Origin of the sequence: Nostoc sp. NMS8 (assembly GCF_017115045.1) — a bacterium.
Lineage (GTDB): Bacteria > Cyanobacteriota > Cyanobacteriia > Cyanobacteriales > Nostocaceae > Nostoc.
In genome coordinates, this window is record NZ_JABXKK010000098.1 from 242,236 (window position 1) to 268,991 (window position 26,756).

Here is a 26,756-nt window from a genome sequence, read left to right on the forward strand (position 1 = left end):
AAGCTGGGTACTTAAATTCAAATTATCAATTTGCACAAATTTTATTATTTCTGTTAATCAATTATCTAATTATTAAAGATATTGTCATGAATATACTTTAGCTAATATATAATTTTACCAAGCCTATATTTTTAATTAAAAGCGAAATTTGTATATCTTGGTGCTAAAAGCAAAATATGAGCAAAAAATCTAAAGGTTGGTTTAATGAAATTGTTATTCGTCCCGTTGTTAATGTAGACGGTTACGAAAGCTATGAAAAGATGTGCGGTATTGTTGCAGAATTTTATTACTCTTCGGAGGAACAAAAGCTACTGCGCCAACTAAGAACTAACCCCAAGGATTCAAGGTATATTACCCTCTACACGCTTTTTAAAGTAGGGCAAGCCAAATGCCCTGCTTATTGGGTAAATAATGATTTATTAAGCGCATTGATGCAATCAAATTTAGATATTGAAGTTGAAAATTTGCAGTGGGCAATGAAAACAGGATTTTTTATGTTGCCCAAGGGTGTAATTCTTTCCCCAGAAAAACGTAGTATTGATACAATTTTTTGGCATTGTGATACATCTGATGACTTACTTTATTGGGCTGCAATAGATAGGGATAGCGTTTTCTGCCGCAGATTCAAAATTAGCGATAATTTAAAAAAATTTACATATACTGATACTCAAGATTTCAATCCCCAAGTAGTTACAGATTTTAATCAATATCTACAATCAATTTTCCTACGATTAATTTTGATTATGGAGTGCCGCCCGGAACTGGTAGACAAAGAAAGCGAACTAGTCAGGGTGAATAAAGGTTTTGGCAAAGCGCAAGCGCAAGATTTTTATCAACCACTTTGGCTAGGACTTGGATATCGACTCAAGCGTGAAGGAACGCAAGGCAGTGAAGATAGTAGCGGTATACATGGTACTAAAAGCGTTCATTGGCGCAGAGGCTTCTTACGCAATCAGCCTTACGGAGAAGGCAGGCAGCAAAGAAAACTAGTCTGGATTGAGCCAGTGATTGATAATGAGAGTCAATCTGTTGGGAATTGGAATGATGTGAAAAAATCTAAGCTAATTGAATCTTTTATTATTAATTTCCCTATAATGCCAATTGTTATGTATGAAAAGTCATATCATACATACAAAGTTATTGATGGCAAACAAAGGTTAAAAGCAATCGTCGATTTTTACAGTAATCAATTAGTTTTGAGCGGGCTAGAAGTTAAGACAGAACTAAATGGATGCACTTATGCTACTCTTCCATATCATGCAAAGACAGTGCTGAATCGCCATTCTCTATCTTTGATATCGATTATCCCTTCAGAGGATGCCAGTCCCGAAGAAATAGCAAAAATCATAGAGATTATTGCAGAACGCCTTAATTAAAGGGCTACGATGCCTACGGCGGTAAACTACGCATCATCTTACCCAACAAAAACGGTATTATTCCAAGAAATAGAAAGTTAATAAAAAAGTTATGTATACTGCTTACCCTTATGTCATCAAAAATGATAGCGGTACATACCTGCAAAACAATGCAACCATGTCAAGCCCCATCTGGGGCAATATCAACACCGCAATGCACATCCGCCACTACATTGGTGCAGTAACAATTCAAGAAGTAACAGGCGGTTGGGTCTTTCAACTCAACCGCGATCGCCATGAATACAATTTTGTCAGCTTGTAAATACATAGTTTACTATGTAGAATATTAAGAGTAAGCGATTACACATTCTGGCTATCCCCATTAAAACCATCATGAAGCTGCAACGTATCGAGGCAGGTGAATATCTTACTCCTGATGGTAGGTTTTATGTCCGCAATACTTACTATTCCAACGGTATACCCGGACGGAGTAACACAAGTTCGGGGTGGTTGATTGAAGACAGAAGTGGGGCTACTCCATTTCAAGTAAGCAACAGTCAAAAGACTAAGCTACGGCGGGTGGATACGCTTGCACAGTCCAGAGAAATTATGGCACGGATTATTCAACGTGACGCTGAAGCAAAAAAGCTACGTGATGTCGGCTGGTGTAAGGAAGACAACCCACAACAGCCGGGGGTTTGTTGGCGATCGCCGTACACAGACAGATTGTTAACACAAACAGAGGCATTACTGGAATTAAGTTTGATATTATGAGCAATAATTCTATGAGTAATGAAGAGAGAGCATCTCTAGAAACTGCAATCAAAATTTATGTAGAGATGGGTGTACTAAATCGAGTTTCACAATCAACAAAAACATTTTTAGCTCGTGTTCCAGGTATAGATACTCGGAGACTACAAACTCTCATTAAAAACCAAAGTCAAGAAATTGCAGCAATGGCTGGGGCTAAAGATGTGATTTATAAAACTGGTGACTATCTCCCTTCAGGTCGTGGTGCTTTCGGTCTTAGAAGTGGTGGTGAACGTGCGGTAAATATTTCACCATCAATTGAGTTTATTTTTTAATAAAAAAACATGAACACGTTAGAACTAAAACCAGGGGATAAAGTAGGAATTTTTTACTATGACAGTGTGCGTATAGGTACTAAAGCTGAAATAGAGGTAATTGAACGCATTTCCCCTACTGGACAAGTAACTCTCTCTAATGGAAAGCGCTATACATCTGATGGCAAAGAAATTGGTGCTGTAGAACCTAGTTACCTTTGGACTCTAGATAAAATACAACCAATCTTAGAAAAAATTGAAAATCTTGAGCGGCATAAGGAAGCAGAACGACAGACTTATTTAGCATCACCTGAAGGTAGGAGAAAACAAGCAGTGAATGATACTGTCAAAGCTGCGATCGCTGCACTTAATCAATACGGCTGGTATGCTGATGTTGATGGTCACATGGATGCTATGGAATCAGAAATTGAGCAAATTATCAAAAAATATGTCAGCGCACACGAACCTACAAGCTAAAAGTTCAGTTATTTAATCAATTGAGGTTAAGTTTTATGTTTGAGCCAAATGAAGAGGGAAAAGTCAGACTGTACTTTACAGAAGAGAAAATTTGCATTGGTTCCTACAAAGAAGTAGAAAAGTACGAGCGAGAAACCAAAAATAGCTATTGGGCATCTGAGTTTTTTGAATTACCACCAGACTATAACCCAATTGGTAAGACAGCAGATGAAATTAAGTTAGCTGTGAGAGAATTACTTTTATCAAAGTTACTGAAGAAAAGTTTAGGTCTGTGATGAACCTTATATGTATGTACTACGGATACCGTTGTTATAGCAGAGAAGATAAGCCTTTGGGTTGGCTATACACATTTGACTCTAATCTTGAATATGCTTTTATCAATAAAAGTTTCCATTTGTGCAAGCGATGGAAAACAGAAAAAGGAGCTAAAAAACACTTCGATCATTACAATAATAATTGGCAGTTTAAAAGTAAAGGAGGCTATCTCAAAATTGAGGTAATGCCAGAAATTACTGATAATAGAAAAGAAAAATCTTCTCAGCAGCGATGGAATGAAGCCAATCGTGATGCACTTTACCAAGCTCAAGAAAATTACAACCAGAAGCGCCCTATAATGTCATTTCGTCCAAAAGCCGAACTGTTGGAATGGCTGGACGAGGAACGCGAAACTGATGACAATGGTGAACCAGAAACTGATGCTTCACTCTTAAATCGGAAGTTAGAAAAACTCAGACAGTTAGAACAAAAAGATTTTAGCGATTCGTTTAAGGGAAATTAAAATGCCAAATAAAATATTAAAGTTTGAATTAATTGAAGGGCTACCAGAAGACAATGGAACTTATTTTGTATTATTAGAAGATGGTTCGCTAAAAGAAGGATATTTTGGCTCATTCTCTTTTCCTCATCATCAAGAAGATATTGTTAGAATTGCTAACTGTGAAGATAAGCAATTTCATTATGAAAAATTTATTGGTTGGCTAAAACCTATAGAATAAATTTTATTTACCTAATATAAAGAATACATATTTATGTTATTATTTATAGAGAAAACCACGAACAAAGACAAAATATACTATGTCTAAATATTCAGATAACTTAACTCAAGCGATTGACACAATGTTAGAAGGAATCAGAGAGTATGAGTCAGATACTTTCTCAGCTTCCCGCAGTAATTTAACTCAAACAGAAATAGAATCTATCGCTGTTAATCTAATATTAGATAAGTTTTTTGATAAAAATAAATGTCCTGGTACTTCTATTGATGGCATATTGCTTGCTGATATTTTAAGCAATATTAGAGATGAAGATTCCGATAATGAATAACTTAGAGCGTCTGTTGGCAATATTAAAAGAACAAGCAGACTTGATTTATAAACTTAACACACGTTCTGACTTTCAATACAAAAGTACACAAAGGCTAGTTTTGGATTATGGTAAACCTTTTGTAACTCAGGTTAAATCACCATTTAAAGGTGAACGTAAAGCTTGCTTTGAAAACTGCTTAAAAGGATTGTTGAGGTATCCACACCTAAACTACTGTGAGGGATTTGCTATTAGTGAGGATATTGATATAGCTGTATCCCATGCTTGGCTGGTCAATAATGATGGAGAATTAATTGATCCAACTTGGATAGGTGAGCGGTTTAAAGGTAGTGCTTATTTTGGAGTAGTCTTCACCGATGATTTTGTAAGAGAAATAGCCCAAAAGACTAAATGCTATGGAATCCTAGATAACGACTATATGAATGAACACCAACTTAAACGAGAAGGATTTCCAACTCACGCACTTCATCCCATATTTCACTCTTCTGTAAATGTGCCTGAGTGAAACAGTTTTGGGTGCGATCGTGTTATGCCATAATATTCAGTATTCTATTAATATTGCAGTGACGAAGATATGTTAGCTGGTGCAGCACTACGTAAAACAGATTCTAGTTGGGAATTTGCATCAGAGGCAGCATTAGAAGATTTTGTTTGGGATAACCTACAGCAATTATCAGGCTTAACACCTTTAAAACGACAGTATACTGTTAAGGGCGAAATCTGCGATATCTTAGCACTTAACGACACGAGACAATTAGTAATTTTAGAACTCAAAAATGCTGAAGATAGATATGTTGTCCAGCAATTAACTCGCTACTACGACAACTTACTAGACGAGAAACCATTTCAAGAGCAAATTGATTACAGTCAGCCTGTCCGGTTACTTGCGATCGCACCCTCATTTCACAGACATAATCTGATTGACCGCAAACACACAAAGTTGATAGTTGATTTTTTGCAGGTTACTGTTGCCCAGATTAATCAAAATTTTCACTTACAACTGCAAGATACTGATACTAATCAAAATTGGTCAATTCCAATTACCTATCAGGAACTTGATATTAGCAGTACATCAAGCAATATTCCAGACCCACCGCAATTACTTTTAGATTGGCTTGGTGCTTGTACTGGAGAGGAACAACAAGCAATTCTCAAACTTAGAGAGAAAGTTCTTGGCTTTGATGGGCGAATCAAAGAAGAAATTGAAGGTAAAAATACTATTAGATATGGCAGAGGTAAAGCTAAACCAGTAGCCGAGCTATGCTATCAAAGAAAGATTAATAAACCAGTCATATTTCTATGGCTACCTACTCCAAGCTCATTATTATTTACACAAAGAAGACAAGTGATTGGCAGAATTAGGCTGTGGATGGATGGATCTGTTGTTACCCATGTTGGCCATATACCAGAAGGTTTCGGTCGGATGAGGCTGCAATCTGAATGGGATGCCATGCCACGAGAAAAAAGACCTAGAAATTTGTATTGGAGCCTTTCTTATAAATCATTTTCTCCTGTGGTAATTAACACTTATAAGGAGTTAATTGCAAATCCTGATTCCCTAGAATCATTAGCAGATTTAGCACTTGGAAAGTGGTTAGCAAGAATATAAATTATTCTGATTTAATCATCTGGAAATTGCCAAGATGAAATACTTTCTACATCTTTGCTACTGCATTGAATACAAATAACATCAAATGCTGAATCCATCCACTCATAACCACAAGCATGACAGTGACAAAAAATATTATTGCGGTTGGCATCTTTTATACCCTGATGCCATTGCTGTAGTTGGTCTGGATTTTGAAAAGGAAAATTATCAGACATTCTCGTAAGCCTCTTATCGTTACAAAAAAATTTTACCCAAACGGTTGCCCCCACTGCTCCCACATTTCCTTGTTAAATGGCGATCGCCACTTCAAAATCAGACTCAACTCCAACTCCTGCCGTGCGCGTCGGTCAACAGGGGTGTCCCACCAAAAAGCGATGTTGACTGCTGTTTGCAACCCATAGCGATAATGTAAATCCTGATAGCTGGCGATGTAATCTTTGCAGGCGTGAATCCCTTTCCAGCGCTTGTTACTTCTGCACGTCTCACCCACATACAAAATCAGGTCAGCCGCAGAATCAACAACAAAGTAAAGACACGCATCGCCGGGGCTATCAGCTGGCATTCTCCAAAACGAGAGCGATCGCACTGACAACTGCAACGGATCAATCCGGTCTGGGTCGCAGTGCGCCGGGGCTAGATCAAATAATGCCGTCTGTTGTGGTGGCTGACTTTCCCTTACTACCTGCTGATAGTCAAAAATCTGAGATTTCCACTTCAGCAGAGCATCAGCACTCATCACCAGCCCCTCTGCTCTAGGTGCTGCTGTGGGTTTCACTTCTGGAAATAGGTTTAGCTGGTTGGGTTCCAAAGTCATCACTGGGAGTTACAAAGCAGATTATCTCTCAGAACTGAATCGAGTAAACCTGTTAACAGCTTTAGTTCTCTTGGAAAGTGAGCGATCGCTTATTCTTCGGACTTCAAATTGTGCTTTTTGATTATTTCCTGGTTCTCAGGTTTATTGAGCCAATCTTCTAGAGCCTCAGCGATCGTATCGCTGAGGTTTTTATCTTTGAGGGCTACTACTGCCCTAAACAATCGGTTTAACTCTGGAGAAACATAGCCCCGTAATTCCTTCTTCTCGCTCATCAACCTTGCACAGCGTACAACGGCTTAATTTTTACACAGCTTTTTAGGATATTTTGATTTAGCGGTTTATCCTATTATCCGATTGTCCTATTTCGGCAGTATGATTGTGAGTGTTGCAACGCGCAACGGCGAAGCGATCGCCCTCCGGCTGGACACCAAACAGAGCGATCGCCAATGTTTACCCCCATATTGGGAGACTAATAAATGATGACACAAAGCTTTTTGTCAGGTGCTAACAACCCCACCACCAATCAAACATCCTCTGAAGCAACCCCTTTTAAAGAACCGCTCAAACATCTGTTGATTGGTTCTTCTAAAGCTGTGACCAGCACAATTCACTACTTGCAGGTGATTGGTTATGCAGATGTTGGAGATTGGAGTCCCTTGCTACCAAGCCCTAACCCAGGCGAGGTAATGAGCATTTTGAATAGACCTATTGTGGTGAAATAGTCGTCACGCCAAATCTAAGTAATAGATGTCCCCAAGCGGGAGTTATTTTTTGGCGGTAATTTGAGAAGGTCAAAAGTGCGATCGCTTGACCTCCAGTTCTGGGGGAAAGGGAGCGATCGCCCTTCATCCCTTCATTTTTAGAGAAAGCCCCCAAGCCAGACATCGGAATTTCAAAGAGGGAAGCGGGGATGCTCTGAGGCGGAAGGTGGGTTAAATGATAAGTGATTGTTCGGACTTGACATGAATCATGAGCTAAAATAATTAGTATTTTTGTACTAAAAGTAGCTATGAGCTATGAGCCAAGAAGACATTTTAGGTCAAATATCTGGCGAAGATTGGATAAAAAAAGGTGGTTTAGATGTCCCCGACGATATTTTTAGCGCCTTAGAGAGTCCGTTTGATTGGTTCGACGAGTTAAAACCTATCAGCTTTTCCAGAGGAAATTTACCCACCATAGAAAATATACTTAGCTACTTTTCTGAGAGCGAGATAAGTAATATCGTAAAAAGTTCGTCCGTTGAAATGCTACGAACTTCCTACGGTATCAACAAGTGTTTTAATTCCAAGATGTACAGTAATTTGGCTGCAAAAGGCGACCAGCTTGCAGTTAGTTTAAAATTAAAAACTCGTGATCTTCAGATTTATAATGCCGCTATTCAAGCAAACAATTTATTCTTGAATATAGGTTTGTTGAACAAGCAACTTAGTTCTAACAGTTATGACGGACAAATGGGAGAGCTTTCAATTTATCAGAAAGTTAAAGCAACAGAAATTAAAAACAAAGATTGGTTGCAGAGTCTAGCAGAGAAAATTCAAGAGAAAGCAGTTCAGATTTTAGAACCTCTGCTTGACCAGTTACAAGAACGGAAAGATTATATTCCAGAAGAAGTAATTAGAGGTATTCAGATTGTCAGGGAAAAGGTATTAGACGAATTTGCAAAATTCTATATTGATTTAGAGAAAAGTTTATTAAAGATAAAGAATGATTTTACTGAGGGCATTAGAGCATTGAAGAAAAAAGCTCTAGACCCTTTTCTGGCTGACATGAGAGAGTTAAGGAAAAAAGTACTAAATCCGGCAATTAAAGATTTTCGCAAACTTATAGACAAACTTAACAAATTATTGGCATTAATAAAAGACGAAAAATACAAAAATGATTCGGTTGGCGGCTATACAATTTCTTCAAGTTTCTCACCCAGCGCGATTATCCCTGTTGCTTCGCCGAGTGTTATTGATGTGATTGGTGTGGTAAATGCGATCGCTTCTGGATTGCTGCAAACATTCATCCTCAAAGGCGTAGCTATCCCCGCACAGTTAGCAGACGCAGTAACTAAAACAGTGACTAGTCTTGTTCTGAAGGGATTAAACGCATCTGGTGCTGAAGCAGTTCGCTACATCGCTGGAGGAGTCCTAAGAGGTGCAAAAGACTTACTTCCCGCAGTGTTCAATAACACTGGAATGTTTGCAGGAGCTTGGAGTTTTCTAACTTCATGCGCTCCCTACATAATTGCAGCAGCAGTGATTATTATCATTACGATTAAGTTGAGTCAAAAGGCTGATATCGGTAACTGGATAACAGTATTAGCAGTAGGTAATAACAATCAGGAGCCTGATACAGTATTTGCTAGACTCCTTGGTAATGCTCAAGAAAAGCTTAAGGACTTGGGCAAAATTAAAGAAGATTTGATTCAAGAAACAGGGAAACAGTATGCCAATGTCTACGCATTTTCATTTGATGGAGATGCGAGGAAACTCTGCATTGATATGAGTTTGGCTGTACCAATTCCTATGAAAGATGAAATAGCTACTACATTATGGACTGAGTTTTCTACAAATTTTGATTTTTTGAATAAAGAGTAAAGAATATGAGTATTCAATTTAAAAACACGAGATATTTACCAGATGGCTCTCAGGGTAGAATCGAGACTGTTTCTGAGTGGCAGGTGTGGAGTTGCAAAAATAAAAACTGGTCAGAAGCACCTGTTGTTGTTAGCCGCAATATATTACTTGCAGGACTTCACCCTAAATTAGAATTTTGTATTGGGGAAATTGAGAAAACCGAAACTAACCCGCGATCGCTAGACTCATTCAAGCCAAAGGGATATGAGGCTGCTTTCTTTTTGGATATGGCAAGTGGTTCTAGGAATCACGGCAGATTTACGTTTACTAATAAACAGACTGTAGGTAAGAAATATTACGGCGAGGCAGCCAAAGACCAATGGAAACGCATTATCTATGGATCAATTCTGCACACTGGCTGTAAGAAAATGGTCTATCAACAAATGAGATTCATCGTCGTTGATGATGAAGCTAAAGATGATGATGGCAATTTCTTGGATGACCAAGTAAACAATATTCACTGGGAAAGTGGTGATTCTCATGCCAAAGCTAGTAAACGTCTGATGCAACTTTTGGGCTTACCTGCTGACCCAGATGGTGATAACAACTATGTAGATGAAGGTAGACCCCTACAGTTTCGCGCTGCTCTCTGGGGTGAGTGGATTGGCAAGGGTACAGTTGCCTACAACCCCAAGCTTGATAGTTTTGGTGCTGATTTAGTAATCCCACTATCTTCACTCAAGGGCAATAAACCGACACTGGGCAACCATGAAGGCAAGATTCTCATGGGTTTGGTGTTTGAAGCAGAAGAACGCCGCGCCAAACCAGGATGGATGTTGTTTCAGTGGTTTGATTTTGAAACTTTACAAAAAGACAAGATTATTAGTCGGCTAGAAGAAAAGTGCGATCGCCTATCCAAAGCCTACAACAGCATCACTGACTTAGCCGAAATTCTGAGAATCGACCAGTCTGAAGCTGAAGCCGAACTTGAAGATGGGTCTGACAAGCTTCAATCGGAAGCTGAGTATGAGAACACAATGATCCGCATCATCCAGGCAGATAAACAAGGAATCTTACTGCTGCACCCCTATGTTGTGCGGCGGGTGAAAGAGCGTATGCAAGCTGTCTGGTTGAATTTAGCTAAGGCCGCAGGTGTGCGGTTCTATTCACTTATGGCACAACCTGACGAGTTGCTAGCTCACTACCATATTGTTTTACCTGATGGACGAATTAAAGGACGAAAGGTATTTTGCGCTCCAGACTTTGAAGAGGGCGAGTACATAGTTTTCTGCAATCCTATGCGGCACTGGGGCGATTGTCAGCTGTGGGAGAACCTTCATGAAGGAACTTACATCAACAGCACCGGTATTATGGCTGCACCCCGTTTACTTCTTCTAAACCTGGGGCGCGATACTGATGGGGATTTTATTCAACTCGTTAGGAGTAGTGCGTACCCAAATATGAGGGAGGCGATCGCTAACTTTGATGAACCTCCAGCAACGAAGAAATTTCCTAAAATGGCACTGACTGGCAACTTACAACAAATTGCCATCAACTCAATGAACGACTTAACGGGGATTGTTGCCTCGCTGTTGGCAAGGGCGCGTTCTGGCGGTTGTGAGCAAATCGTTTTAAACATTCCTGCTGGGGGTGAACAGAAACAAGATGAGGAAATGCGGATTATCGATTTTCTCTCTCAGCAAGTGCAAATCGCGGTTGACTCTCTCAAGAGTGCTTACCCCAATAACATCAATGGCTTAGATGCTGTTAAAGCGTTTCTGAATGAACAAGGCGCTGAGTCTCCTTGGCTAAAAGACTTCAAAGAACCAGCCTGTTACCGTGACCGTCCTTGTGCAGTAAAAGCAGATGCTCTTGATACCGTATCCCGCATAGTTCAAACAGTTAATTCAAAATGGAAAGCACCAGACCTCCGGCTTGATTCCTCACCTAGAACTTACGAAAAGGTTTTGTTCAATGATGTAAGTTATGCACCGGAACAACTAGCGATCGCTATTTCTCACCGGGACACCTACCGAGATGCAATGCGAAAAGCTATTGAATGGAAAGAAGGCAATGATGGGTCTACTAGATTAATTCGGGAAACTGCGGAGGCAACAAAGGCCAGTAAGCAAAACATTCTGGAAACTGCCAAACCTGACGGCACTTTTTACGAAGCGATGTCTTGGGTTAGTGCCTACTGGACAGTGGCACATCAGGCGGAAACTGGCGATGCTGGATTAGTGTTTATGATCTTCGCTGACGAAATTGTGGAAAAGCTCAAGAACTCTAAAACAGAGGAAGCCAAGGTTATTATTTGCTACGCAGTTCAGCACGGTTCTTGGTCAGCACCACAAAAAAACCCTTGGAAAGGGCAAGAGGTAATGGTTCGTGCTTACATTCGTGAAGTTTCTAGCAAGCAATATCTAGCCCTTGAGATGAAATGGGAGGGTGCAAAAACTCAAACCGGCTGGTTTCACTTAGGAAATATTGGTGAAAAATATCGTCCCTATATGCTCCCAGGAATTACTAAAACCATGAAGATTTACTCAACTAGATTCAAGGATTCTAAAACAACTGAAGTTACACTTTTTGATCCAAACATGACCGAAGAAGAAATCAAAGACTATCTTTTCTTCAAATAGCTATAATTAGCTATAATCATGGGAAGGTTTTGCGTTTGTTTTCTAATTATGAACTCCCACTTATCTGAATACATTCAGTCTTCAACTGGTTACAACAAGACAACTGTTGATAGCATTCTTGAGTCTTTCATTAATTTTGTACAAGTCTCACTTCGTAAAGGGGAAAGTGTCAAACTAGAAAAATTCGGGGTTTTTTCTCACAAAGATTTGCCCGAACGTGACGGCAGAAATCCCAAAACAGGAGAAGCAATTAAAATTTCTGCCAGACGGAAGGCAGTGTTTAAATTTGCTAATACATTTTCGATTGAACCTGACCCTGCTGTTTCACAGTCTGTATTGCCAGTTGAGCAAAATAAAACTGAAGTTTCTAAAGTCCCCCCACCAATTCCACTAGAGCTACTAGCAAGTGGTACTGAAAACTTGTGGCATATACAAATTAATGGTCAACCTGTTGAAGTACCTGAGTCTCAACTTGTTGCCAAGGGGTTAACCGAAACAACTCCGTTATGGAGTGAGCGCACTGGTTGGAAACTTGCTCAAGACATCCCTGAACTAGGTTACTTGTTTAAAAAAGCTGCTTAGTTGTTTGATGCAGAAAAAATGAACCCTCCAGTCACATTAAGGAGGGTTATATTTTGGGCATTAATTTGTAGAAAAAGAATTAAAAATAAAAAAATACCCTGAACCAAATTAGTCCAGGGCTATAGATGGAAATGGGCTGTCAAACTAGATGCAATTAGGTCTGAATTAACAGAGTCTGTGCGTAAACAGTTTCGCTACCTACTGTTCCGGTGATAAACAAACCAACGGGAGCATCGCTTGGGCTGTCAACGTACCATATTTTTGCATCTGTTAGTTGCTTGAATACTTCATACAATTGCACGTAGTACTCAACTGCTTCAGCTTCGCTAGCTAGGCTTTCTAAAGTTGCAGTTCCAGCATCAACCATATCACTCTGATTTTTGAGTTCTGCGATCGCATTATTGGCAAGTGGCACAAACACTTCGTCCAACGTCTTACTAGTGATAATGCGATCCTTGGGAATGCTATTAGAAGTTGCACCAGCCTTAATGCGTAAACTTCTATCCAAAGACAAGAGTTTGTCACTGTCAATAACTGCTTTTGTTCGTCCAGGCTTTAGCGGTGAGTCACTTTCCGATTGGCCCCAAAAGTTATAATCTTTCAGGACTGCATTTAATGTTTTAACTGCCAAACTTGCGGTTTCAAAAGCCATTTTGTCTCCTGATTTGTAGGTAGGCTTTAACTTTTAATACTGCCTAGTTTAGCAAAAGTAGTACAAACTAACTATATTTTAAATATTTTTTTCATCCTGAATTAATCTTGAATGATTCGAGAAAATACCGGATGTCTCAAGCTTTTTATAGAACTACTAGAACTATTAGTGATGCCCATATAAATTACCTCAATCTTAGTTCCAGTATATTTGGATTGATTAGCCCAAATATCTAATCTTTCTGCATCACTAAATCCCGTTCCAACTTTGGATTTTACTGTGACTTCACCTGCTTTACCTTCAACAGAAAGTTTCCCCAAACTTTTGGAATATTTGCCAGTACCTTTGTGAAAGTCCGTGACAATAAACGTGCCCTTCTCAAAGTTTTTGACTTTCAGTAGGTGTTGCGATCGCCCCTGGTAATAGGCTACGTCTGGATGCCTTAGCATCGTTCCTTCATCGGAAGCACCAGAATCTTTATTAAGTTGGTTTTGAGTTTGCACAATCACCGGATTAGTTTCGATAACTGTGTACGGCACTGCTACGACTGCCGATTGACCACCAGGAATTATTTCTTGAATTTTACTAACCATTGCCTCTGTATTCGCCCAGGTGGTGTTGTCTTTCCACAGACCGAATACATGGAACTGAACACGCTGTTTTTGGGTAATGTCATAGCCTTTGCGATCGCGGACTATTCCTGATATGACATCAAATTTTTCATCAGTAATGTAAAGCTCTCCGTCAATAACATAACCAGCTTGTGCTATCTGGGCGCAGACATTCTCGATATGTTCAAGACCAACATATTTTGTTTTTAACGTCCGGCTTATTAATCCCTGACCGGGAATATATAACCCTCGAACCCCATCCAGTTTTGGGGTTGAAAACCAATTGTTAACACTATAGTTTTTAGTCGGGCTATAAGTATTTGCAAGTTGACAACTAAACATAGATGGTATAGTACAGATGTTCTATACTAACTTAAAAAAATCCCTCGCTGATTTCAACGAGGAATTAATTTTCAATTGCCTTAACTAAGCCCATTTACTAGCGGTGACTATCATTTCACTATTTGATTCTGTCTGAGATTCAATATCAAAACCTTGGGCAATTAGGGCAGCGATCGCGTTCTCTTTCGCGTACCAAGGAGTTAGAGTTTCTATGAATTTCTGGGCATCACGCTTTGAACCATCACGGGTTAGAAACTGAAACTCTCCAGAATCACTAAGTTTAAATCCAAAATCGTAACCTCCTTGATAGTTTTGCACTCGTCTAATAACAAGTTCTGCTATCTTGCTATTCCCAAAAGGATCGTGAATATCAGTGTTATGCTCCAGTTTTGCTCCTTGGAGAATGCCGTTAAGTCCATCGTCAATCATTTCAATTAAAACTTTCTCCAGAACTTGCGGGTTTTTGATAGTGGTTCTGATATGGGTTAGGTGAGACATTATTCTGCTCCGGTAAAATTGATGGAATTGGCCGGGTAAAAGGTGTTGTAATTTCAGAAATTGGTTTTTGGAAGTAACGGACAGCTTCTATTACCTTGCGATTACATTGGGGGCAAAGAAGCTTTCCATCAAAAGGAATAGTGTTAATACATTTCATCATCCTCATCTTCATAAGGAATCCCACAACAAGGGCAACAAATAGGCAAGTTTCCAGGATTGATATCTGGGTCAGACTCTATTTGATGTTCTCGCTCCTCGTCCGAAAGGCTGTACCAATCAGAGAAATCAGCACCGCAGTGGTAGCAATAGTAATTTTCAGAACTATTTGAATTAAGTTGCTCGTTAATTATTTCTAGGGATTGCTCCAGTCGCCCTAGTTCTGATGGGTTTTCAAGATAGTTTACCAATCCTGTTAAAAACGCAGAGTATTCATGGCTTGATAGTGGTTCAGAAAACTCTAAATGTTCTGGTTCTGCCATAGGTTCTCATCCTCCTGATTTTCGATTGGTTGCTGATTATATTCAGGTAGAAGTTCTTGCGATCGCACCTCACCCAATGCCTTCTCTAACCCGGCAGTGAGTTCTGTACAACTATTACCAACTCCATTAATCACGCGCTCGGTGATAGTACCGTCTTTGGCGATTGTTATTTGAATTTGTCGATATTGCATTAATTTTCTCCTGTTCAGATATTCTCTTTCTGGCTGTGGCAAAGATATTGCCAACTTTAAAGTCTTTTTGGAATCTCAGCCTATCGTAGGTTCCTTGAGGTAGAATTTTTAATTTTTCAAGAAATTCACAGCAAGGCTTGAAACCAAGATTGTATTTAATTGCTATTTCTGCAATATTAACTGCTGTAAATTTATGATAATTTTCGACAATAGCAGTTGCATCTGTCTTAATTTGTCCAGATAAACTCTCAAAAACCAGTCGAGAAAACCTCATATATTCTTTTCCCCTGGAAGTTTTCAGGCTTTGAGTCAAAGTTAGTTGATGTTCGGTTAAATGTTGTTTAAATTGATTCATGTTGAAAGGTGGGAGCGACCCACCAATCACGCTAATTACTTAAAATTGAATATGTCCAAGTTTTAGACGAAGCATTACTCACTGGATTTTTGTTGATATTGAATTGAGATAATCGCCTCGTAAATCTCAAACAATGCTTCAATTGCATCACCCAAAACTAAATCATTAGATGTAGTGAAATATTCACTTTGTTCTAATTTTTGGTATTCTGGTAACGCTGACAGCAGCTTGAGATTTTCCTCGCTACCTCGAATAATTGCTTTTATTTGCTCAACTGTTATAGTTTTAGTCATGGCTTTACCTGATGTTTTTGAGAAGCATTAATGTTCACTAGGCAACAGCAAAATTTTGTTCTCTAGATAGAGCTTGATTATTTTCAGTGGAAAGTCAGTCAATATAATTTCCTGCCTAACTAATGGCTTAATTCCTGCATTTGGAGTATCTTCCCAGCAAGTTAAAACAGCGTCTTTTTCTGGTTTTGGCTTGATAAATTCATGATCTTTACCAACGATTAACAACCAGAGTTGAAAATCGTAACTTTGGAGCTTTCTTTGGTGAGAGATAATAGCATCAATTAGCCAGTATGCTTGCGCCTCTTCTGCAAGGAACTTAACTCCATCAGTAAAACGAAACCCTAGTAAGTGTTTGTAATAGCTTTCAGTTCCCGTAAATTGCTGTAGCTCCTGTTCAAGTTTCTGCGCTAATTCTTCTTGAGCTTGCATGATAAATCCTCAATCATCAAATTCAAAAAGCGACAGCATTAGTTACAAATATTCTGTAAAATAATCACCACCATCCTCTTCAGAATCGTCTAAATCTTCTCTAACTTCTGCCTCACAATTTTCACAGACTCCCTCTATGCCACCATAAATCACAGCAAATTCAAATGTTTCAACACCACCCCAAAACTGACCACATAGGTAACAAAAACCATGTTCATGAGCGTGTTTAGTGCAGTAATATTCAGGATTTACTGTCACCTCCGATTCAGTTGGGTAAAAACATTCTGTAACGTTTGTGCTTTCACAACCTAGATGTTGACATTTACTCATTTCAACTGGATTATTCATCAACTTCCAAAAGTGATGTTTCTTCACTGTTCACACAGACTCTAGAACTGGCACTTTTAGCACCACTGCATTCTGCCCATTTGATTAATGATTGAATTTGAACCCATGCGATTTGAGACAAGGGAACGCAGCCAGCGATCGCATCTAACAAATCCCCCTGTGTAAATTCCTCCCCCCTGCTAAACCCCTGCTGCATTGCTTCATAAATCACCTGCTCAATCTCCGCACCTGAGAAATCCCTACCACGAGAGGCGAGTAAGTCAAAATCAAACTCGTTATCAATAATCTGCTGCGGTCTGAGTCTGGAAAGGTGAACTCTGAAAATTTGCGATCGCTCTTGTTGATTGGGAAGGTCAAGCCAAAATAGTTCGTCTAACCTGCCCTTGCGTAACATTTCGGCTGGAAGTAGCTCGACATTATTGGCAGTGGCAATGATAAAAACCGGTGCCGTTTTCTCCTGCATCCAGGTGAGTAGTGTTCCAAATACACGACGGCTAGTTCCAGAATCACCATCAGAACCGTTGGTGATATTGCCAAATGCTTTGTCCAATTCATCAATCATCAAACAGCAAGGAGCGATCGCCTCAGCCAGTCTAATCACCTGCCTCACCCGTGATTCACTTTCACCAACAACCCCCCCAAATAACCGCCCAACATCCAGCCGTAGGAGTGGCAGTTTCCATTCAGCCGCAATGGTTTTAGCCGAAAGTGACTTACCCGTACCTTGAATTCCTGCGAGTAACACCCCTTTAGGAGCGGGTAAACCATATTTTCTAGCCCTATCACTGAAACTTTGACTACGAACTTTTACCCAAGCCTTCAAATTCTCCAAGCCGCCCACAGACTCCAGTCCAGCTTGCACGGGAATAAATTCTAAAATACCTGTCTCGCATACTGCTTGGCGCTTTTCTTCAATCACAGCAGCGATCGCACTTTCATCAACCTTTCCCGACTTGGCCAAACATTTTGCCAGCACCCGACTGATACGGCAACGGCTCAATCCCTGGCAAGCTTTGATTAATTGCTCACGGTCTGGTTCAGTAATCGCGGTTTTCTTGCCAACTAAGTCATTAATGAGGATGGAAATCTCTGTAGCAGTAGGCAATGAGAAATCTACAATCGTAGTTTCTTCACGCAGTTCCACAGGTAGCCTGAGTTGGTCGCTAAGTAGTACAAGTGTGCGCCTGTCTCGTGCCATGTCCCGCGCCAAATTCTTAATCTCTCGAACCAGAGGCAATTGTGCCGGGGTAATTTGACCGTTGCTGCTAGGAGCAATCAGAGTACAAATGTCTTTTAGTACGAATAACGCCACCTGATTCGTTGGAGATTTTGCCACACGCGCCAAGGCATTCATCGGGTTGCCCTTGTCCTGTCCAGAATTATCTGACCAACCACGGGCATAGTCCCAGAAATAAATCTGACCCTTGCGGGATTGGGCGATCGCAATTAATTCTTTCTCTGCTATCTCTTCCTCTGGCGTGACTACGTAAATCAAAGGAAATCTAGCAGCCAGCATCAATTCAAGTTCTGATTTTTCACCAGCTTTACACCCTGCTTTGCTTTGCATATCTAGGCAGATTTAATTAAGTACCGCAGTCTGTTATGGTTTCTAGCTACATTTGCCGTTGCTAAATTGAGTTACGTAAGGTTGAGAATCAAGCCTTAAAAATTAGTAGCTCCATAATTAAACTCACAAAATCAAAGTGACCCCATAACAAAAACGTTGTTACAGGGAAAAACACTTCTGTTATGCAACTATGGGTTCTTTGGTTTGTTGCTTACCCTTTTTTCCTTGAGACTCTAGCTCTTGTATGTGGAGCTTCAAGGAGTCTCTTTCAGCAACTAAAGAGTCTCTCTCAGTCATTAACCCATCAACATCAATATCTACTTGTAGTTCAGATGTAGATTTTTCCTGTAGTTGAGTTTGAAGCCTAGTAACAGACTCATTGGCTTCTTTAAGTTGATTTTTGGCAGTGGAAAGCTGAGACTCTAGCACTTGCTTTTCACCCACCTCAGCTTGTAGTTTTTGCATCTGACTATGCAAGCTTAAAACTTCACGATCACGAGCATCTAGCTGACTAGTTAGATTAGAGATTTTACCTTGGCGTTCCTGTTCACCATCTCGCAATTCCTCTAATTTTTCTAGCTCCTTGCTCAGTTCATTGTTTTTAAGAACCAAATCGTTGTTCTGATTTTGTAAAGATTCTAGCTGGGTGCGAAAAGTCTCGGAATTAGCTAATTGTTGTTTATTAATGTTCAAATAAGCTTCACGCAACTCAGAACGTTGGCGCTCAGTTTCAGATTTATAAAACTCAAGTTCCATCTGAAGCTGAGGAAAATCTTTGAGTTGAGTCTTTAATAAATCGTTTTCATTAACTAGATTTCCAATGCGATCGCCGCTTACACTCGTATCAGCTTTCTGGTAAGCCAATCTATATCCGGCGATCGCCATCTGTCGCTGTGCTTGCAAGTATTCTTCTGGAATATCAGACTCATCTAGCAAACCATCGTCAGAAGTTTCCAGAATTGCTGTAATTAGGTCTTTTTCGCCTTTGCCAGACTTTAACGCCGCGAGGTTATCCGCTCTCCACTCCTTAAGTAGCTGGCAGATCGTCTCGGCACTTCCACCAATCCCGTAAATGAATTTCAAGGCAGATTGAACACTGCGAACCACAATACCGATTCTGTTCTTTTGCAAAACATTACAAGCAACATCAACCATTTCTCGCGTAATTGCATTGTGTCGCTGAGTTTTGTCTATATCAAAGCCTGTTAGGTCTAAAGCTGTGAACGTTGTTGGTAACTTTCCCATAATATGTAAGCTCAACCTTACAAAGATATATGACTATTATGTAAGGTTAAGGTTACAATGTCAATCAAGTAGGATCTTAGTAGACATGACTATAAAAAGGCGTTGGAAATGAAAGTTGCGCTCGCACTTACACAAAATTCATTTCAGAATGTAAATTATGTATCTATTTTATAGCATTGTGTACTTAGGATTCTCGAACACCATTAGTTAATAAGTCCTGATTATGGGGGAAAGCCATGGCCAATTCAGTGAGTGTACAACCCAATATTTCAATAACTACAAGTGTTTCAGCAGGACTTAAGTTTGGCATAGCGCGTCCGTTAATCCAGGCACTAACGGCTTGGCGTGACAACTTTCTGCCGGAAATTTCTTTCCAAGCAGATTCAACTTTTTCAGCAAATTGCTCCTGAGTTAACCCTCTACGTTCCAATAGCGACATAAATTTATATCTCTTCATGCTCTTACACTTGGCAGTGTAAGGTCAACCTGCTATATTTTAGCAAGGTTAACCTTACATAAATGCTCCAGACTTAATGCAGGATGCCACTATCAAATCATGCGTAACAGAAAGCAACGTTTAACCTCCAAAAGAATCTCAAATAAATAAGAATTTCAGTTTCAGTATTTCTTTAGCCAAATATTTTTGTCTAAATTTTTTATTAACCCTGTAAAGGGCAGATAATGATATCACTTGGATGTAAAAAAGTCTACATCCGAAGTGTAATTTTTTCGTTTACTTAAAAATTCTTTGAAACAATTTTCAAGGAGTTTGTAGTTGAAGAGGCACACATGACACTGCCAAATACCAACCAGCATTACCGCCTATCGCTGGGTAAAGCCATTCAGGACTATAAAGATGGCATTATCACGGCAACTGGACTTGTTTACTACACTGTGGGAATTTACCGAGCGCCAGGTCAAAAGCTGAGAGTCAAACATATTGAAGCTTTCTGTGCTGAACTGAGCATTGGAGTCAGCACTTTCTACAAAGCCATCAGCAAGCTGAAGCTCAAGGGGCGGCTGAACTGGGAGGCGATCGCTGGGCTTGACCTGTGGATTCCTGAATCAAATGTAGTCGAAATCCAGTCAGGTATTGAAGTTTCTCCAAACGTAGAAAGCAATTCTCCAAACGTAGAAAGCAATTCTCCAAATGTAGAAAGTGATTCTCCAAACATAGAAACCAATTCTCCAAACGTAGAATTTAACCAGCCGAAATCTTTATCCAGCAATGATTTCAGCTTATCTTCAGATATTTATCAAATATTTATCAACTCTCTCTCACCATCTGAGAGAGAGAGTTTTTTGAATTTTGGACTAGAGAAAGCCCAAAAACTACCCAAACCTCCAGAGCTACCTGAAGCATGGGTAAAACGGCACTGGGAGGAAATTCGTGGGGAATGGGAGAAAAACTTGAGGAGGCAGGGAAAGACCTCGCAAGCAGAAAATCGAAGATGGGAAGATGACCCCAGAACACAGGAGTGGGTAAACCAAATAATCGAAAGCGGGTTTTTGGCATTTATCTACGAAAGCGGCGACCAGAACCCAGAACGCCAAGAGTTTTTCGATTGGGCTAGATGTAGCGGCGTGTTGGACAAAGCGGAGGTAACATGAGCGATCCGCTTCCACAGCTACCTCCTAGCCGAGTTAACCGAGCAAGAAGTGGTGATGGTGTTGATAAAGAAATCTGGAAACCAAGTTGGAACTGTTTTTGTTGTCAAGATACGGGGAGAATTCATCCACACTTAGTTCGCTTGGTAATTCCAGAGTACGACTGCGATCGCGATCGCATCCCTGTCTGCCAAAGACTTAAATGCTATGAGGGGTCTAAATGGATGCACCTCAAAGACAACTTAGATATGAGATTAACGGCTGCTATCTGTGGTGAATTGGATAGGATCAGCCGCGAAGATTGGAACAACACAGTAAAGCAAAAATTTTTAAACATTCAGGAACTAGCCAAAAAAATGGCAATGCCTAATCAAATTTATAAGCGGACAGAGAACGATGAGCGTGAAGTGCAACTGAGAAAAGAACAGGTGCAATTTGAATTAGATAATTTTCAAGCAAAAGAAGAAGAAAATTGTCAAGAAGATATCTAAATTTGAGAGTTTTAAAGATGGATAATGATAACAAAGAAGCTTGTGAGCCACAGGCAAAAACAGAAATTCCCAATGAACTAGAAAAAAGATTTCCGCTTGGTTATTGGGTGAGAACGGAAGGTTGTTTGGCGCAAATTGTTGGTTATTGGGGATGTGAACACCAGTATTTACAACTTGATGGCAGAGACAAAAGCATTTTGTTTGGTTCTTACAGAATAACTAGATGCTACCTTCTAAGCCGCACAGAAATGCTTCAACTTGGATTATCAATTGCTTTACCAAAGGAGGAATAGCGTGGCTGAAACTTTTCCCCAACTTTTGAATAGGCTGGCGATCGCTCACTTAGAGCGCAAAACTGCTGAATACATCCGACAACTAGAAGCTGTTGCTGAACTTGCAAAACATTCTGTGGAATTTGACGAAAACTTTATAGGCAGAAATGAACTTGTAGAAGCACTAGTCGAATTGGCAGAAATAAAAGAGGCAGCGTGAAAACACACAATCACTATATTGATGAAGAAGCGCTTTGGCGAAAACGAGAACAACTAAGAACTGAGTGCCATCAACTTATAGAAAAAATTTTTAGACATCGCTATGGAATTAAATTGCTTTTATGTGCAGTAGCAACCCTCTCGACAATCGCTGATTACAAAGCAAATCGTGTTAGTCGGTTTCAAACGACAAATAACAAACAAGAAGTCAAAAGCAAGAAATCCGAATAGAGAATGGGGTATATGAATTTACAGCTAGAGCTAGTTTGCTACCTGAGACGCGATGCTTCGATGCAAGAATCGGGCCGGTGTCACTGCATAGATAGGACTTATGCAAAAACTCTCTGAAATTCTTTTTTCACCGTGTACTCTGTGTTCTCTGCGGTTTTATTTTATGCTACCTGTGCGTAAGTTGATAGTCCAAACTAACCCCCAACTCCCCAATCTCTAATACCCAATCCCCGATATCCGTTCAGGTCAATTGAAAATTAGTTGTCATAGTGCATGGATGAAAAAGCACGAAAGTCTTATTAATTCGTTTAATTACTGAATTTTAGGATGCTGCACTATTGGAATAGTTGAGAAACGGTGATAGCCCACACATTAAATTTTTAGCCTGACCTCAACTACCTGGCCATCTTGGACAACCACAGCTTCTATCAATTCCCGGTAAACCCTTTTTTTGTCGTCGTTGCTGGCATTCATCCAAAGTTCGGTATCAGAAAATGCCCACAGTAACAATTCATGAGAAGCAGTGTTAATTTCCTGTGATTTGGATAACGAATAACGTAGTTGCGTTATTTGGCTTTCGATTTGGGCGATTGCTGTTTTGATTGCATCATTGGGAGCGATCGCGTTTACCTGCTGAAGTTGAAAAAGTTGGCTCCGTAGTTTTTGGATCTCCGGGGATTCGGGTTCTATGGCGGGTTTAGTTACAGTTTGAGCAATAGCGGCGATTTGGGCTGCTTTCTTGGTAAGTGAATCAACTACAGCAGCTTCGATAATCTCCATCCTGATAACTTTCTTGTTCTTACAGCTTCTCAGCCGCCAGTTTTTGCATTGAAAATAGTAGTTCATGTCTGGCGGAATGCCCAATTTTTTAGCTTTGTGATAGTTGTTTGCTCCCGACAGAGAATAACAAGAAGCTCGGCATTCAGCACAGAAAACAAGGCCAGAACACGGATATTTAAGGGCAGTACTACCATATCCCTTAAATTGCTGATTATGAGCAAGAATAGATTCTATTTCTCTAGATTCATCATCCGAGATTAGTTTGTGATCGGGATGAGTATTGTAATGGATTTGTGAGCGATCGCTATCCCTTCTTAAGTAAGGCAGATGCCCGCGTAGTACCGGATTCAAAAGCCAGTTTCTCAAACCACCTGGGCTAAATTTAAAAACACCTTGAGCCACACGACCACCCTTTTTCTTCTCACCAGCTTTGTTATTGTGGGCAAAAGTCTGAATTCCATAGCGTTCATTGATTTCCCTCAGTGCCAGCCGCAGGGTTTTTCTAGAGAACAAAGCATCAACGATTTCACGAGCAATTTCAGCCTTTGATATTTCTCGGCGTTCATTAATCAGGCACAGAAACGGCGAATAATCTAGCTGATGCTGGTCATTTATTTTTGTGTAACCAAAGGGTGGATTCATCGCCACCTTGCGATCGCGGAGATGCTGCCAGCCATGCTGAACCCGTTCAGAAAGTCGGTCAACTTCCATTTCAGCCAGCGCCCCCAGCATATTCAGGTGAAATTTACCCGCCGCAGTCTTCAAATCAATGCTGTCATCAAGCGCTCGTAGATTACAGTCGTGTTTTTGCAGGTCATCAATAGTACTTCTAAGAGTTGGGAGCGATCGCGTCAGTCGGTCAAGACGAGTAACAACAATTTCCTTGACCTGACCACGCTTCACTAAATCCATCAATTGATTAAATGATTTTCGGTCATTCCTGCTTCCTGATTCTATGTCAATCAATAATTCTTCAGCCCCAGCAGCCTTGAGGCGATCGCATTGCATTTCTAGAGCATGGGAGTTTTCTGCTTGTTCTCTGCTCGATACTCTCGCATAACCAATGATTTTCATGAAAAGACTGTAGATTGTGAGTCAATTTTAAACTTAAAAACGTAACTTATTTCTGGACGAATTAACAGAATTTAAACGAGATGTGTTGGAATTTCTGCGTCAACCTCTAGAAGATGGCTACGTCACAATTTCCCGCACCAAACTATCAGTAATGTTTCCCGCACAGTTTACTTTGGTGGCGAGTACTAATCCCTGTCCTTGCGGTTACTATGGCGATACTATCCAACAGTGTACTTGTTCTCCGCGCCAACGCGAGCAATATTGGGCAAAACTTTCTGGGCCGTTGATGGATCGAATTGATTTACAAGTTGCAGTGAATCGCTTAAAACCAGAAGAAATTACCCAACAACCAACGGGAGAAACATCAACATCAGTACGCGAACGGGTGCAACAAGCAAGCGATCGCGCCATAACCCGTTTCCAAGGAGAAGCAAATCTGCGTTGCAATGCCCATTTGCAAAGTCGTCATCTCCAGAAATGGTGCAAGTTAGATGATGCTAGTCGTAATTTATTAGAAGCAGCAATTAGAAAATTAGGTTTATCAGCCAGAGCTAGCGATCGCATTCTCAAAGTAGCACGGACTATTGCAGATTTAGCAGGAGAAGATGAGCTAAAAACTAATCATGTGGCAGAAGCTATCCAGTATCGCACAATTGATAGAATGCAGTAGTAATAGCTATTTTTAGGTAATTTCAAACAACCTCTAAGACGTAGGAGAAATTAACTGACCAATACGCTTAAGAATTTGCAAAACGGCATACAGTTCTCTCGCGGATGCAAACGGGGCAAAAACTCTTGACAAATCGTACTGTGGCGTATTTGTTTGCGTCACTTTCACAAATAAAATATCGTCTCCATTCGTCACCATTCCAAATACAGGTTTACTGAGGTTAGGGTTAGCCATCATATAAGCTAGGGCTTGTGGTAAAGCTGACCAAATTGATAGTGTGGTTTTTTTTGACTCCAACACCATCACCCAGAACCGATCTTGTAACACTAAAACATCAATCCTTCCGCGCAATATCTCCTCACCATCATCCAAAATTAGTTCCACGGATGATTCAGCCTTAATTCTGAAAGGAGGATCGTAAAATCCAGAGAGTGCAAGTATTGGTGACACTAACAATAATATGACTGTCCCTTCTAGTAAATCACCTCCAGCACGGTGATAAAGATACCTACGGCGCACGACATCCACAGAGACTTTTTCCGCTTCTGTAATTTCAGACAATCCCTCATACCACTCTGGGAAAAATTGCTCGTTTTCAACACGGACAAAACCAAATCGATTTTCTGCATCCTCAAGAGTGGTAATCGCTTCCGTAATTGCTGCGGTCTGTGTCATTGCTTCTAGGTAAAAATTAGGCTCAACATCAGCGCATTTTTATTATCGCCAATTGGCGCGATTGCATTGTCATGTCACTATAAAATTCTAGATTCCTCCCCAAGGAAGCTGTAAAAACACCCTTGGGGGGATGTGGGTATAGAGGATATCAGTATCCAATATATCAGAGACTAAGCAACATCCCCTAGAAGGAGACTGATTTGATGAATTTGCGAGCAATTTGGAAGTTATTACAAGAGACATTCAAAGAATGGAGTGAGGATAAAGCCTCAAGGTTAGCGGCGGCGTTAGCTTATTACACGATTTTTTCGATCGCACCGTTGCTAATTATTGTAATTGCGATCGCAGGTGCAGTGTATGGAGAAGAAGCGGCAAGAGGTCAAATCGTCGGACAAATTCAAGGTTTAGTCGGCCCAGATGGCGCAAAGTTTCTCGAAACAGCGATTCAGAATGCTAACAAACCACAGACAGGAGCGATCGCATCCATTATTAGTGTTGTAGTTTTGCTCTTAGGTGCTACTGGTTTATTTACTGAATTGCAAGATGCCATGAACACGATTTGGGAAGTGAAACCAAAACCTGGACGCGGCGTAACTAACATGATTCGCCTACGTTTTTTGTCCTTTGCAATGGTGATTGGGATTGGCTTTTTACTTTTAGTTTCTCTGGTAATTAGTACGGCGTTAGCAGCATTAGTAACATACTTTAGCAACTTGTTACCAGGTGTTGATTTTCTCTGGCAGATTATCAATTTTCTTCTCTCTTTTGCCATCACTACGTTCCTATTTGGACTAATTTTTAAAGTTCTCCCAGATGTCAAAATTGCTTGGAGTGACGTTTTAGTTGGAGCTAGTCTCACCTCATTTTTGTTTTCTATCGGAAGATTTTTATTAGGACAATATTTAGGGAATGGTAGTTTTGGTTCAGCTTATGGTGCTGCTGGTTCACTGGTCGTTATTTTAGCTTGGGTTAACTATGCCGCACAGATTCTTTTCTTTGGTGCAGAGTTTACCCAAGTTTATGCCAGAAGATACGGTAGCGGCATAACTCCAACTAAACATGCCATACCTCTGTCTGATAACACGAAATATGATGACACTACTTCAACCAGGCAAGTATCCACTAATAAAAAGACATCTTCCAGTTTTATTAATCCCTTATTTCAGAATTTTAAAAAGCCCAAGCGCTTAAAACAGAAAAGAAGAAGAAATCAGCGATTTTAATCCCTGATTGCCGGAAAGTTATATTTGTAAATCTGATAGATATTGAAGTATCTAATATCAAGTCTGGTTAATTAGT

38 protein-coding genes and 1 pseudogene are annotated in these 26,756 nt (G+C 40.2%); 22 read left to right on the forward strand and 17 right to left on the reverse strand.

The window, feature by feature from the left end; translation table 11 throughout:
• Window positions 1-176: 176 nt before the first annotated feature.
• From HWQ39_RS24165 to HWQ39_RS24215, 11 genes are all read left to right on the forward strand, one after another.
• Window positions 177-1,376, forward strand: a complete 1,200-nt coding sequence (locus HWQ39_RS24165) for a DUF262 domain-containing protein (RefSeq protein ID WP_292850570.1) — start codon at window positions 177-179, stop codon at window positions 1,374-1,376.
• Window positions 1,377-1,467: 91 nt separating this feature from the next.
• Entirely contained in the window at window positions 1,468-1,677 is a 210-nt protein-coding gene (locus HWQ39_RS24170; RefSeq protein ID WP_292850573.1) for a hypothetical protein, read from the forward strand.
• 71 nt (window positions 1,678-1,748) lie between these two features.
• Complete coding sequence (locus HWQ39_RS24175) at window positions 1,749-2,129, forward strand: hypothetical protein (protein ID WP_292850576.1); 381 nt, start codon at window positions 1,749-1,751, stop codon at window positions 2,127-2,129.
• Complete coding sequence (locus HWQ39_RS24180) at window positions 2,126-2,440, forward strand: hypothetical protein (RefSeq protein WP_292850579.1); 315 nt, start codon at window positions 2,126-2,128, stop codon at window positions 2,438-2,440. The genes HWQ39_RS24175 and HWQ39_RS24180 overlap by 4 nt, the downstream gene beginning before the upstream one ends.
• 9 nt (window positions 2,441-2,449) lie before the next feature.
• The gene (locus tag HWQ39_RS24185) at window positions 2,450-2,896 is read left to right on the forward strand and encodes a hypothetical protein (RefSeq protein ID WP_292850582.1); all 447 of its coding nucleotides are present in this window, start codon (window positions 2,450-2,452) and stop codon (window positions 2,894-2,896) included.
• Between the two features lie 35 nt (window positions 2,897-2,931).
• The gene (locus HWQ39_RS24190; RefSeq protein WP_292850585.1) at window positions 2,932-3,171 is read left to right on the forward strand and encodes a hypothetical protein; all 240 of its coding nucleotides are present in this window, start codon (window positions 2,932-2,934) and stop codon (window positions 3,169-3,171) included.
• Window positions 3,168-3,674 carry a hypothetical protein gene (locus tag HWQ39_RS24195; protein WP_292850588.1) on the forward strand — a complete coding sequence of 169 codons (507 nt, stop codon included), beginning with the start codon at window positions 3,168-3,170 and terminating at the stop codon, window positions 3,672-3,674. The genes HWQ39_RS24190 and HWQ39_RS24195 overlap by 4 nt, the downstream gene beginning before the upstream one ends.
• Before the next feature lies 1 nt (window position 3,675).
• Window positions 3,676-3,891: a hypothetical protein gene (locus tag HWQ39_RS24200; RefSeq protein WP_292850591.1), complete on the forward strand. Its 216-nt coding sequence runs from the start codon at window positions 3,676-3,678 to the stop codon at window positions 3,889-3,891.
• Between the two features lie 79 nt (window positions 3,892-3,970).
• Window positions 3,971-4,219, forward strand: a complete 249-nt coding sequence (locus HWQ39_RS24205; RefSeq protein WP_292850594.1) for a hypothetical protein — start codon at window positions 3,971-3,973, stop codon at window positions 4,217-4,219.
• The gene (locus HWQ39_RS24210) at window positions 4,212-4,724 is read left to right on the forward strand and encodes a hypothetical protein (RefSeq protein WP_292850597.1); all 513 of its coding nucleotides are present in this window, start codon (window positions 4,212-4,214) and stop codon (window positions 4,722-4,724) included. The genes HWQ39_RS24205 and HWQ39_RS24210 overlap by 8 nt, the downstream gene beginning before the upstream one ends.
• 69 nt (window positions 4,725-4,793) lie before the next feature.
• On the forward strand, window positions 4,794-5,828 hold the full coding sequence (locus HWQ39_RS24215) for an endonuclease NucS domain-containing protein (RefSeq protein WP_292850600.1): 1,035 nt from the start codon (window positions 4,794-4,796) through the stop codon (window positions 5,826-5,828).
• An 11-nt stretch (window positions 5,829-5,839) separates the two neighbouring features.
• On the opposite strand, the gene HWQ39_RS24220 is transcribed toward HWQ39_RS24215, so the two are convergent.
• The 3 genes from HWQ39_RS24220 to HWQ39_RS24230 all read right to left on the reverse strand — a co-directional run bounded on the left by HWQ39_RS24220 (window position 5,840) and on the right by HWQ39_RS24230 (window position 6,914).
• On the reverse strand, window positions 5,840-6,043 hold the full coding sequence (locus HWQ39_RS24220; protein WP_292850603.1) for a hypothetical protein: 204 nt from the start codon (window positions 6,041-6,043) through the stop codon (window positions 5,840-5,842).
• Window positions 6,044-6,075: 32 nt separating this feature from the next.
• A complete protein-coding gene (locus HWQ39_RS24225; protein WP_292850606.1) occupies window positions 6,076-6,642 on the reverse strand; it encodes a GIY-YIG nuclease family protein in 567 nt (188 codons plus the stop codon).
• An 89-nt stretch (window positions 6,643-6,731) separates the two neighbouring features.
• Window positions 6,732-6,914 (reverse strand): hypothetical protein, encoded by a 183-nt coding sequence (locus tag HWQ39_RS24230; protein WP_196511554.1) that lies wholly within the window; start codon window positions 6,912-6,914, stop codon window positions 6,732-6,734.
• A 204-nt stretch (window positions 6,915-7,118) separates the two neighbouring features.
• On the opposite strand from HWQ39_RS24230, the gene HWQ39_RS24235 reads away from it, so the two are divergent.
• Window positions 7,119-7,364 carry a hypothetical protein gene (locus HWQ39_RS24235; RefSeq protein WP_292850613.1) on the forward strand — a complete coding sequence of 82 codons (246 nt, stop codon included), beginning with the start codon at window positions 7,119-7,121 and terminating at the stop codon, window positions 7,362-7,364.
• On the opposite strand, the gene HWQ39_RS24240 is transcribed toward HWQ39_RS24235, so the two are convergent.
• The gene (locus tag HWQ39_RS24240) at window positions 7,348-7,527 is read right to left on the reverse strand and encodes a hypothetical protein (protein ID WP_292850616.1); all 180 of its coding nucleotides are present in this window, start codon (window positions 7,525-7,527) and stop codon (window positions 7,348-7,350) included. The two genes, HWQ39_RS24235 and HWQ39_RS24240, sit on opposite strands and share 17 nt — an antisense overlap.
• A 131-nt stretch (window positions 7,528-7,658) precedes the next feature.
• Here HWQ39_RS24240 and HWQ39_RS24245 point away from each other — a divergent pair, with 131 nt between their 5' ends.
• Genes HWQ39_RS24245 through HWQ39_RS24255 form a run of 3 tightly spaced genes read left to right on the forward strand, consistent with a single transcriptional unit; the run spans window position 7,659 to window position 12,427 of the window.
• Window positions 7,659-9,224 (forward strand): hypothetical protein, encoded by a 1,566-nt coding sequence (locus HWQ39_RS24245; RefSeq protein WP_292850619.1) that lies wholly within the window; start codon window positions 7,659-7,661, stop codon window positions 9,222-9,224.
• Between the two features lie 5 nt (window positions 9,225-9,229).
• Window positions 9,230-11,845, forward strand: coding sequence for a hypothetical protein (locus HWQ39_RS24250; protein ID WP_292850622.1), 2,616 nt, complete (start codon window positions 9,230-9,232; stop codon window positions 11,843-11,845).
• A 48-nt stretch (window positions 11,846-11,893) separates the two neighbouring features.
• Window positions 11,894-12,427: an HU family DNA-binding protein gene (locus HWQ39_RS24255; protein WP_292850625.1), complete on the forward strand. Its 534-nt coding sequence runs from the start codon at window positions 11,894-11,896 to the stop codon at window positions 12,425-12,427.
• Window positions 12,428-12,581: 154 nt separating this feature from the next.
• Here the strand turns inward: HWQ39_RS24255 and HWQ39_RS24260 are convergent, their stop codons facing one another.
• The 11 genes from HWQ39_RS24260 to HWQ39_RS24310 all read right to left on the reverse strand — a co-directional run bounded on the left by HWQ39_RS24260 (window position 12,582) and on the right by HWQ39_RS24310 (window position 19,876).
• Window positions 12,582-13,079 carry a hypothetical protein gene (locus HWQ39_RS24260; RefSeq protein WP_292850628.1) on the reverse strand — a complete coding sequence of 166 codons (498 nt, stop codon included), beginning with the start codon at window positions 13,077-13,079 and terminating at the stop codon, window positions 12,582-12,584.
• Between the two features lie 101 nt (window positions 13,080-13,180).
• Window positions 13,181-14,032, reverse strand: a complete 852-nt coding sequence (locus HWQ39_RS24265; protein WP_292850631.1) for a hypothetical protein — start codon at window positions 14,030-14,032, stop codon at window positions 13,181-13,183.
• A gap of 84 nt (window positions 14,033-14,116) precedes the next feature.
• Window positions 14,117-14,530, reverse strand: a complete 414-nt coding sequence (locus tag HWQ39_RS24270) for a DUF1257 domain-containing protein (protein WP_292850634.1) — start codon at window positions 14,528-14,530, stop codon at window positions 14,117-14,119.
• A 143-nt stretch (window positions 14,531-14,673) separates the two neighbouring features.
• A complete protein-coding gene (locus tag HWQ39_RS24275; protein WP_292850637.1) occupies window positions 14,674-15,009 on the reverse strand; it encodes a hypothetical protein in 336 nt (111 codons plus the stop codon).
• Window positions 14,988-15,200, reverse strand: a complete 213-nt coding sequence (locus HWQ39_RS24280; protein ID WP_292850640.1) for a DUF2997 domain-containing protein — start codon at window positions 15,198-15,200, stop codon at window positions 14,988-14,990. The genes HWQ39_RS24275 and HWQ39_RS24280 overlap by 22 nt, the downstream gene beginning before the upstream one ends.
• Before the next feature lie 429 nt (window positions 15,201-15,629).
• Entirely contained in the window at window positions 15,630-15,848 is a 219-nt protein-coding gene (locus HWQ39_RS24285; protein ID WP_292850643.1) for a hypothetical protein, read from the reverse strand.
• A 27-nt stretch (window positions 15,849-15,875) separates the two neighbouring features.
• A complete protein-coding gene (locus HWQ39_RS24290; RefSeq protein WP_292850646.1) occupies window positions 15,876-16,277 on the reverse strand; it encodes a DUF6876 family protein in 402 nt (133 codons plus the stop codon).
• Between the two features lie 42 nt (window positions 16,278-16,319).
• A complete protein-coding gene (locus HWQ39_RS24295) occupies window positions 16,320-16,625 on the reverse strand; it encodes a hypothetical protein (protein ID WP_292850649.1) in 306 nt (101 codons plus the stop codon).
• Window positions 16,618-18,192: an AAA family ATPase gene (locus tag HWQ39_RS24300; RefSeq protein WP_292850652.1), complete on the reverse strand. Its 1,575-nt coding sequence runs from the start codon at window positions 18,190-18,192 to the stop codon at window positions 16,618-16,620. The genes HWQ39_RS24295 and HWQ39_RS24300 overlap by 8 nt, the downstream gene beginning before the upstream one ends.
• 180 nt (window positions 18,193-18,372) lie before the next feature.
• Entirely contained in the window at window positions 18,373-19,437 is a 1,065-nt protein-coding gene (locus tag HWQ39_RS24305) for a hypothetical protein (protein ID WP_292850655.1), read from the reverse strand.
• Window positions 19,438-19,621: 184 nt separating this feature from the next.
• Entirely contained in the window at window positions 19,622-19,876 is a 255-nt protein-coding gene (locus HWQ39_RS24310; protein ID WP_230966352.1) for a helix-turn-helix transcriptional regulator, read from the reverse strand.
• 350 nt (window positions 19,877-20,226) lie between these two features.
• Here HWQ39_RS24310 and HWQ39_RS24315 point away from each other — a divergent pair, with 350 nt between their 5' ends.
• The 5 genes from HWQ39_RS24315 to HWQ39_RS24335 are packed head-to-tail and all read left to right on the forward strand — an operon-like array spanning window position 20,227 to window position 22,258.
• On the forward strand, window positions 20,227-21,048 hold the full coding sequence (locus HWQ39_RS24315) for a hypothetical protein (protein ID WP_292850662.1): 822 nt from the start codon (window positions 20,227-20,229) through the stop codon (window positions 21,046-21,048).
• Window positions 21,045-21,536 carry a hypothetical protein gene (locus HWQ39_RS24320; protein ID WP_292850665.1) on the forward strand — a complete coding sequence of 164 codons (492 nt, stop codon included), beginning with the start codon at window positions 21,045-21,047 and terminating at the stop codon, window positions 21,534-21,536. The genes HWQ39_RS24315 and HWQ39_RS24320 overlap by 4 nt, the downstream gene beginning before the upstream one ends.
• Before the next feature lie 17 nt (window positions 21,537-21,553).
• The gene (locus HWQ39_RS24325; protein ID WP_292850668.1) at window positions 21,554-21,829 is read left to right on the forward strand and encodes a hypothetical protein; all 276 of its coding nucleotides are present in this window, start codon (window positions 21,554-21,556) and stop codon (window positions 21,827-21,829) included.
• 1 nt (window position 21,830) lies between these two features.
• The gene (locus HWQ39_RS24330) at window positions 21,831-22,028 is read left to right on the forward strand and encodes a hypothetical protein (protein ID WP_292850671.1); all 198 of its coding nucleotides are present in this window, start codon (window positions 21,831-21,833) and stop codon (window positions 22,026-22,028) included.
• The gene (locus tag HWQ39_RS24335) at window positions 22,025-22,258 is read left to right on the forward strand and encodes a hypothetical protein (RefSeq protein WP_292850674.1); all 234 of its coding nucleotides are present in this window, start codon (window positions 22,025-22,027) and stop codon (window positions 22,256-22,258) included. The genes HWQ39_RS24330 and HWQ39_RS24335 overlap by 4 nt, the downstream gene beginning before the upstream one ends.
• A 372-nt stretch (window positions 22,259-22,630) precedes the next feature.
• Here the strand turns inward: HWQ39_RS24335 and xisF are convergent, their stop codons facing one another.
• Entirely contained in the window at window positions 22,631-24,112 is a 1,482-nt protein-coding gene (xisF, locus tag HWQ39_RS24340) for a fdxN element excision recombinase XisF (RefSeq protein ID WP_292850677.1), read from the reverse strand.
• 46 nt (window positions 24,113-24,158) lie between these two features.
• Here xisF and HWQ39_RS24345 point away from each other — a divergent pair.
• A pseudogene (locus HWQ39_RS24345) lies at window positions 24,159-24,782 on the forward strand (ATP-binding protein); the annotation flags it as partial.
• A 33-nt stretch (window positions 24,783-24,815) separates the two neighbouring features.
• Here HWQ39_RS24345 and HWQ39_RS24350 read toward each other — a convergent pair.
• Window positions 24,816-25,457 carry a type I restriction endonuclease gene (locus HWQ39_RS24350; protein ID WP_292850680.1) on the reverse strand — a complete coding sequence of 214 codons (642 nt, stop codon included), beginning with the start codon at window positions 25,455-25,457 and terminating at the stop codon, window positions 24,816-24,818.
• Between the two features lie 203 nt (window positions 25,458-25,660).
• On the opposite strand from HWQ39_RS24350, the gene HWQ39_RS24355 reads away from it, so the two are divergent.
• Complete coding sequence (locus tag HWQ39_RS24355) at window positions 25,661-26,680, forward strand: YihY/virulence factor BrkB family protein (protein ID WP_292850682.1); 1,020 nt, start codon at window positions 25,661-25,663, stop codon at window positions 26,678-26,680.
• The last annotated feature ends 76 nt before the right edge of the window (window positions 26,681-26,756 follow it).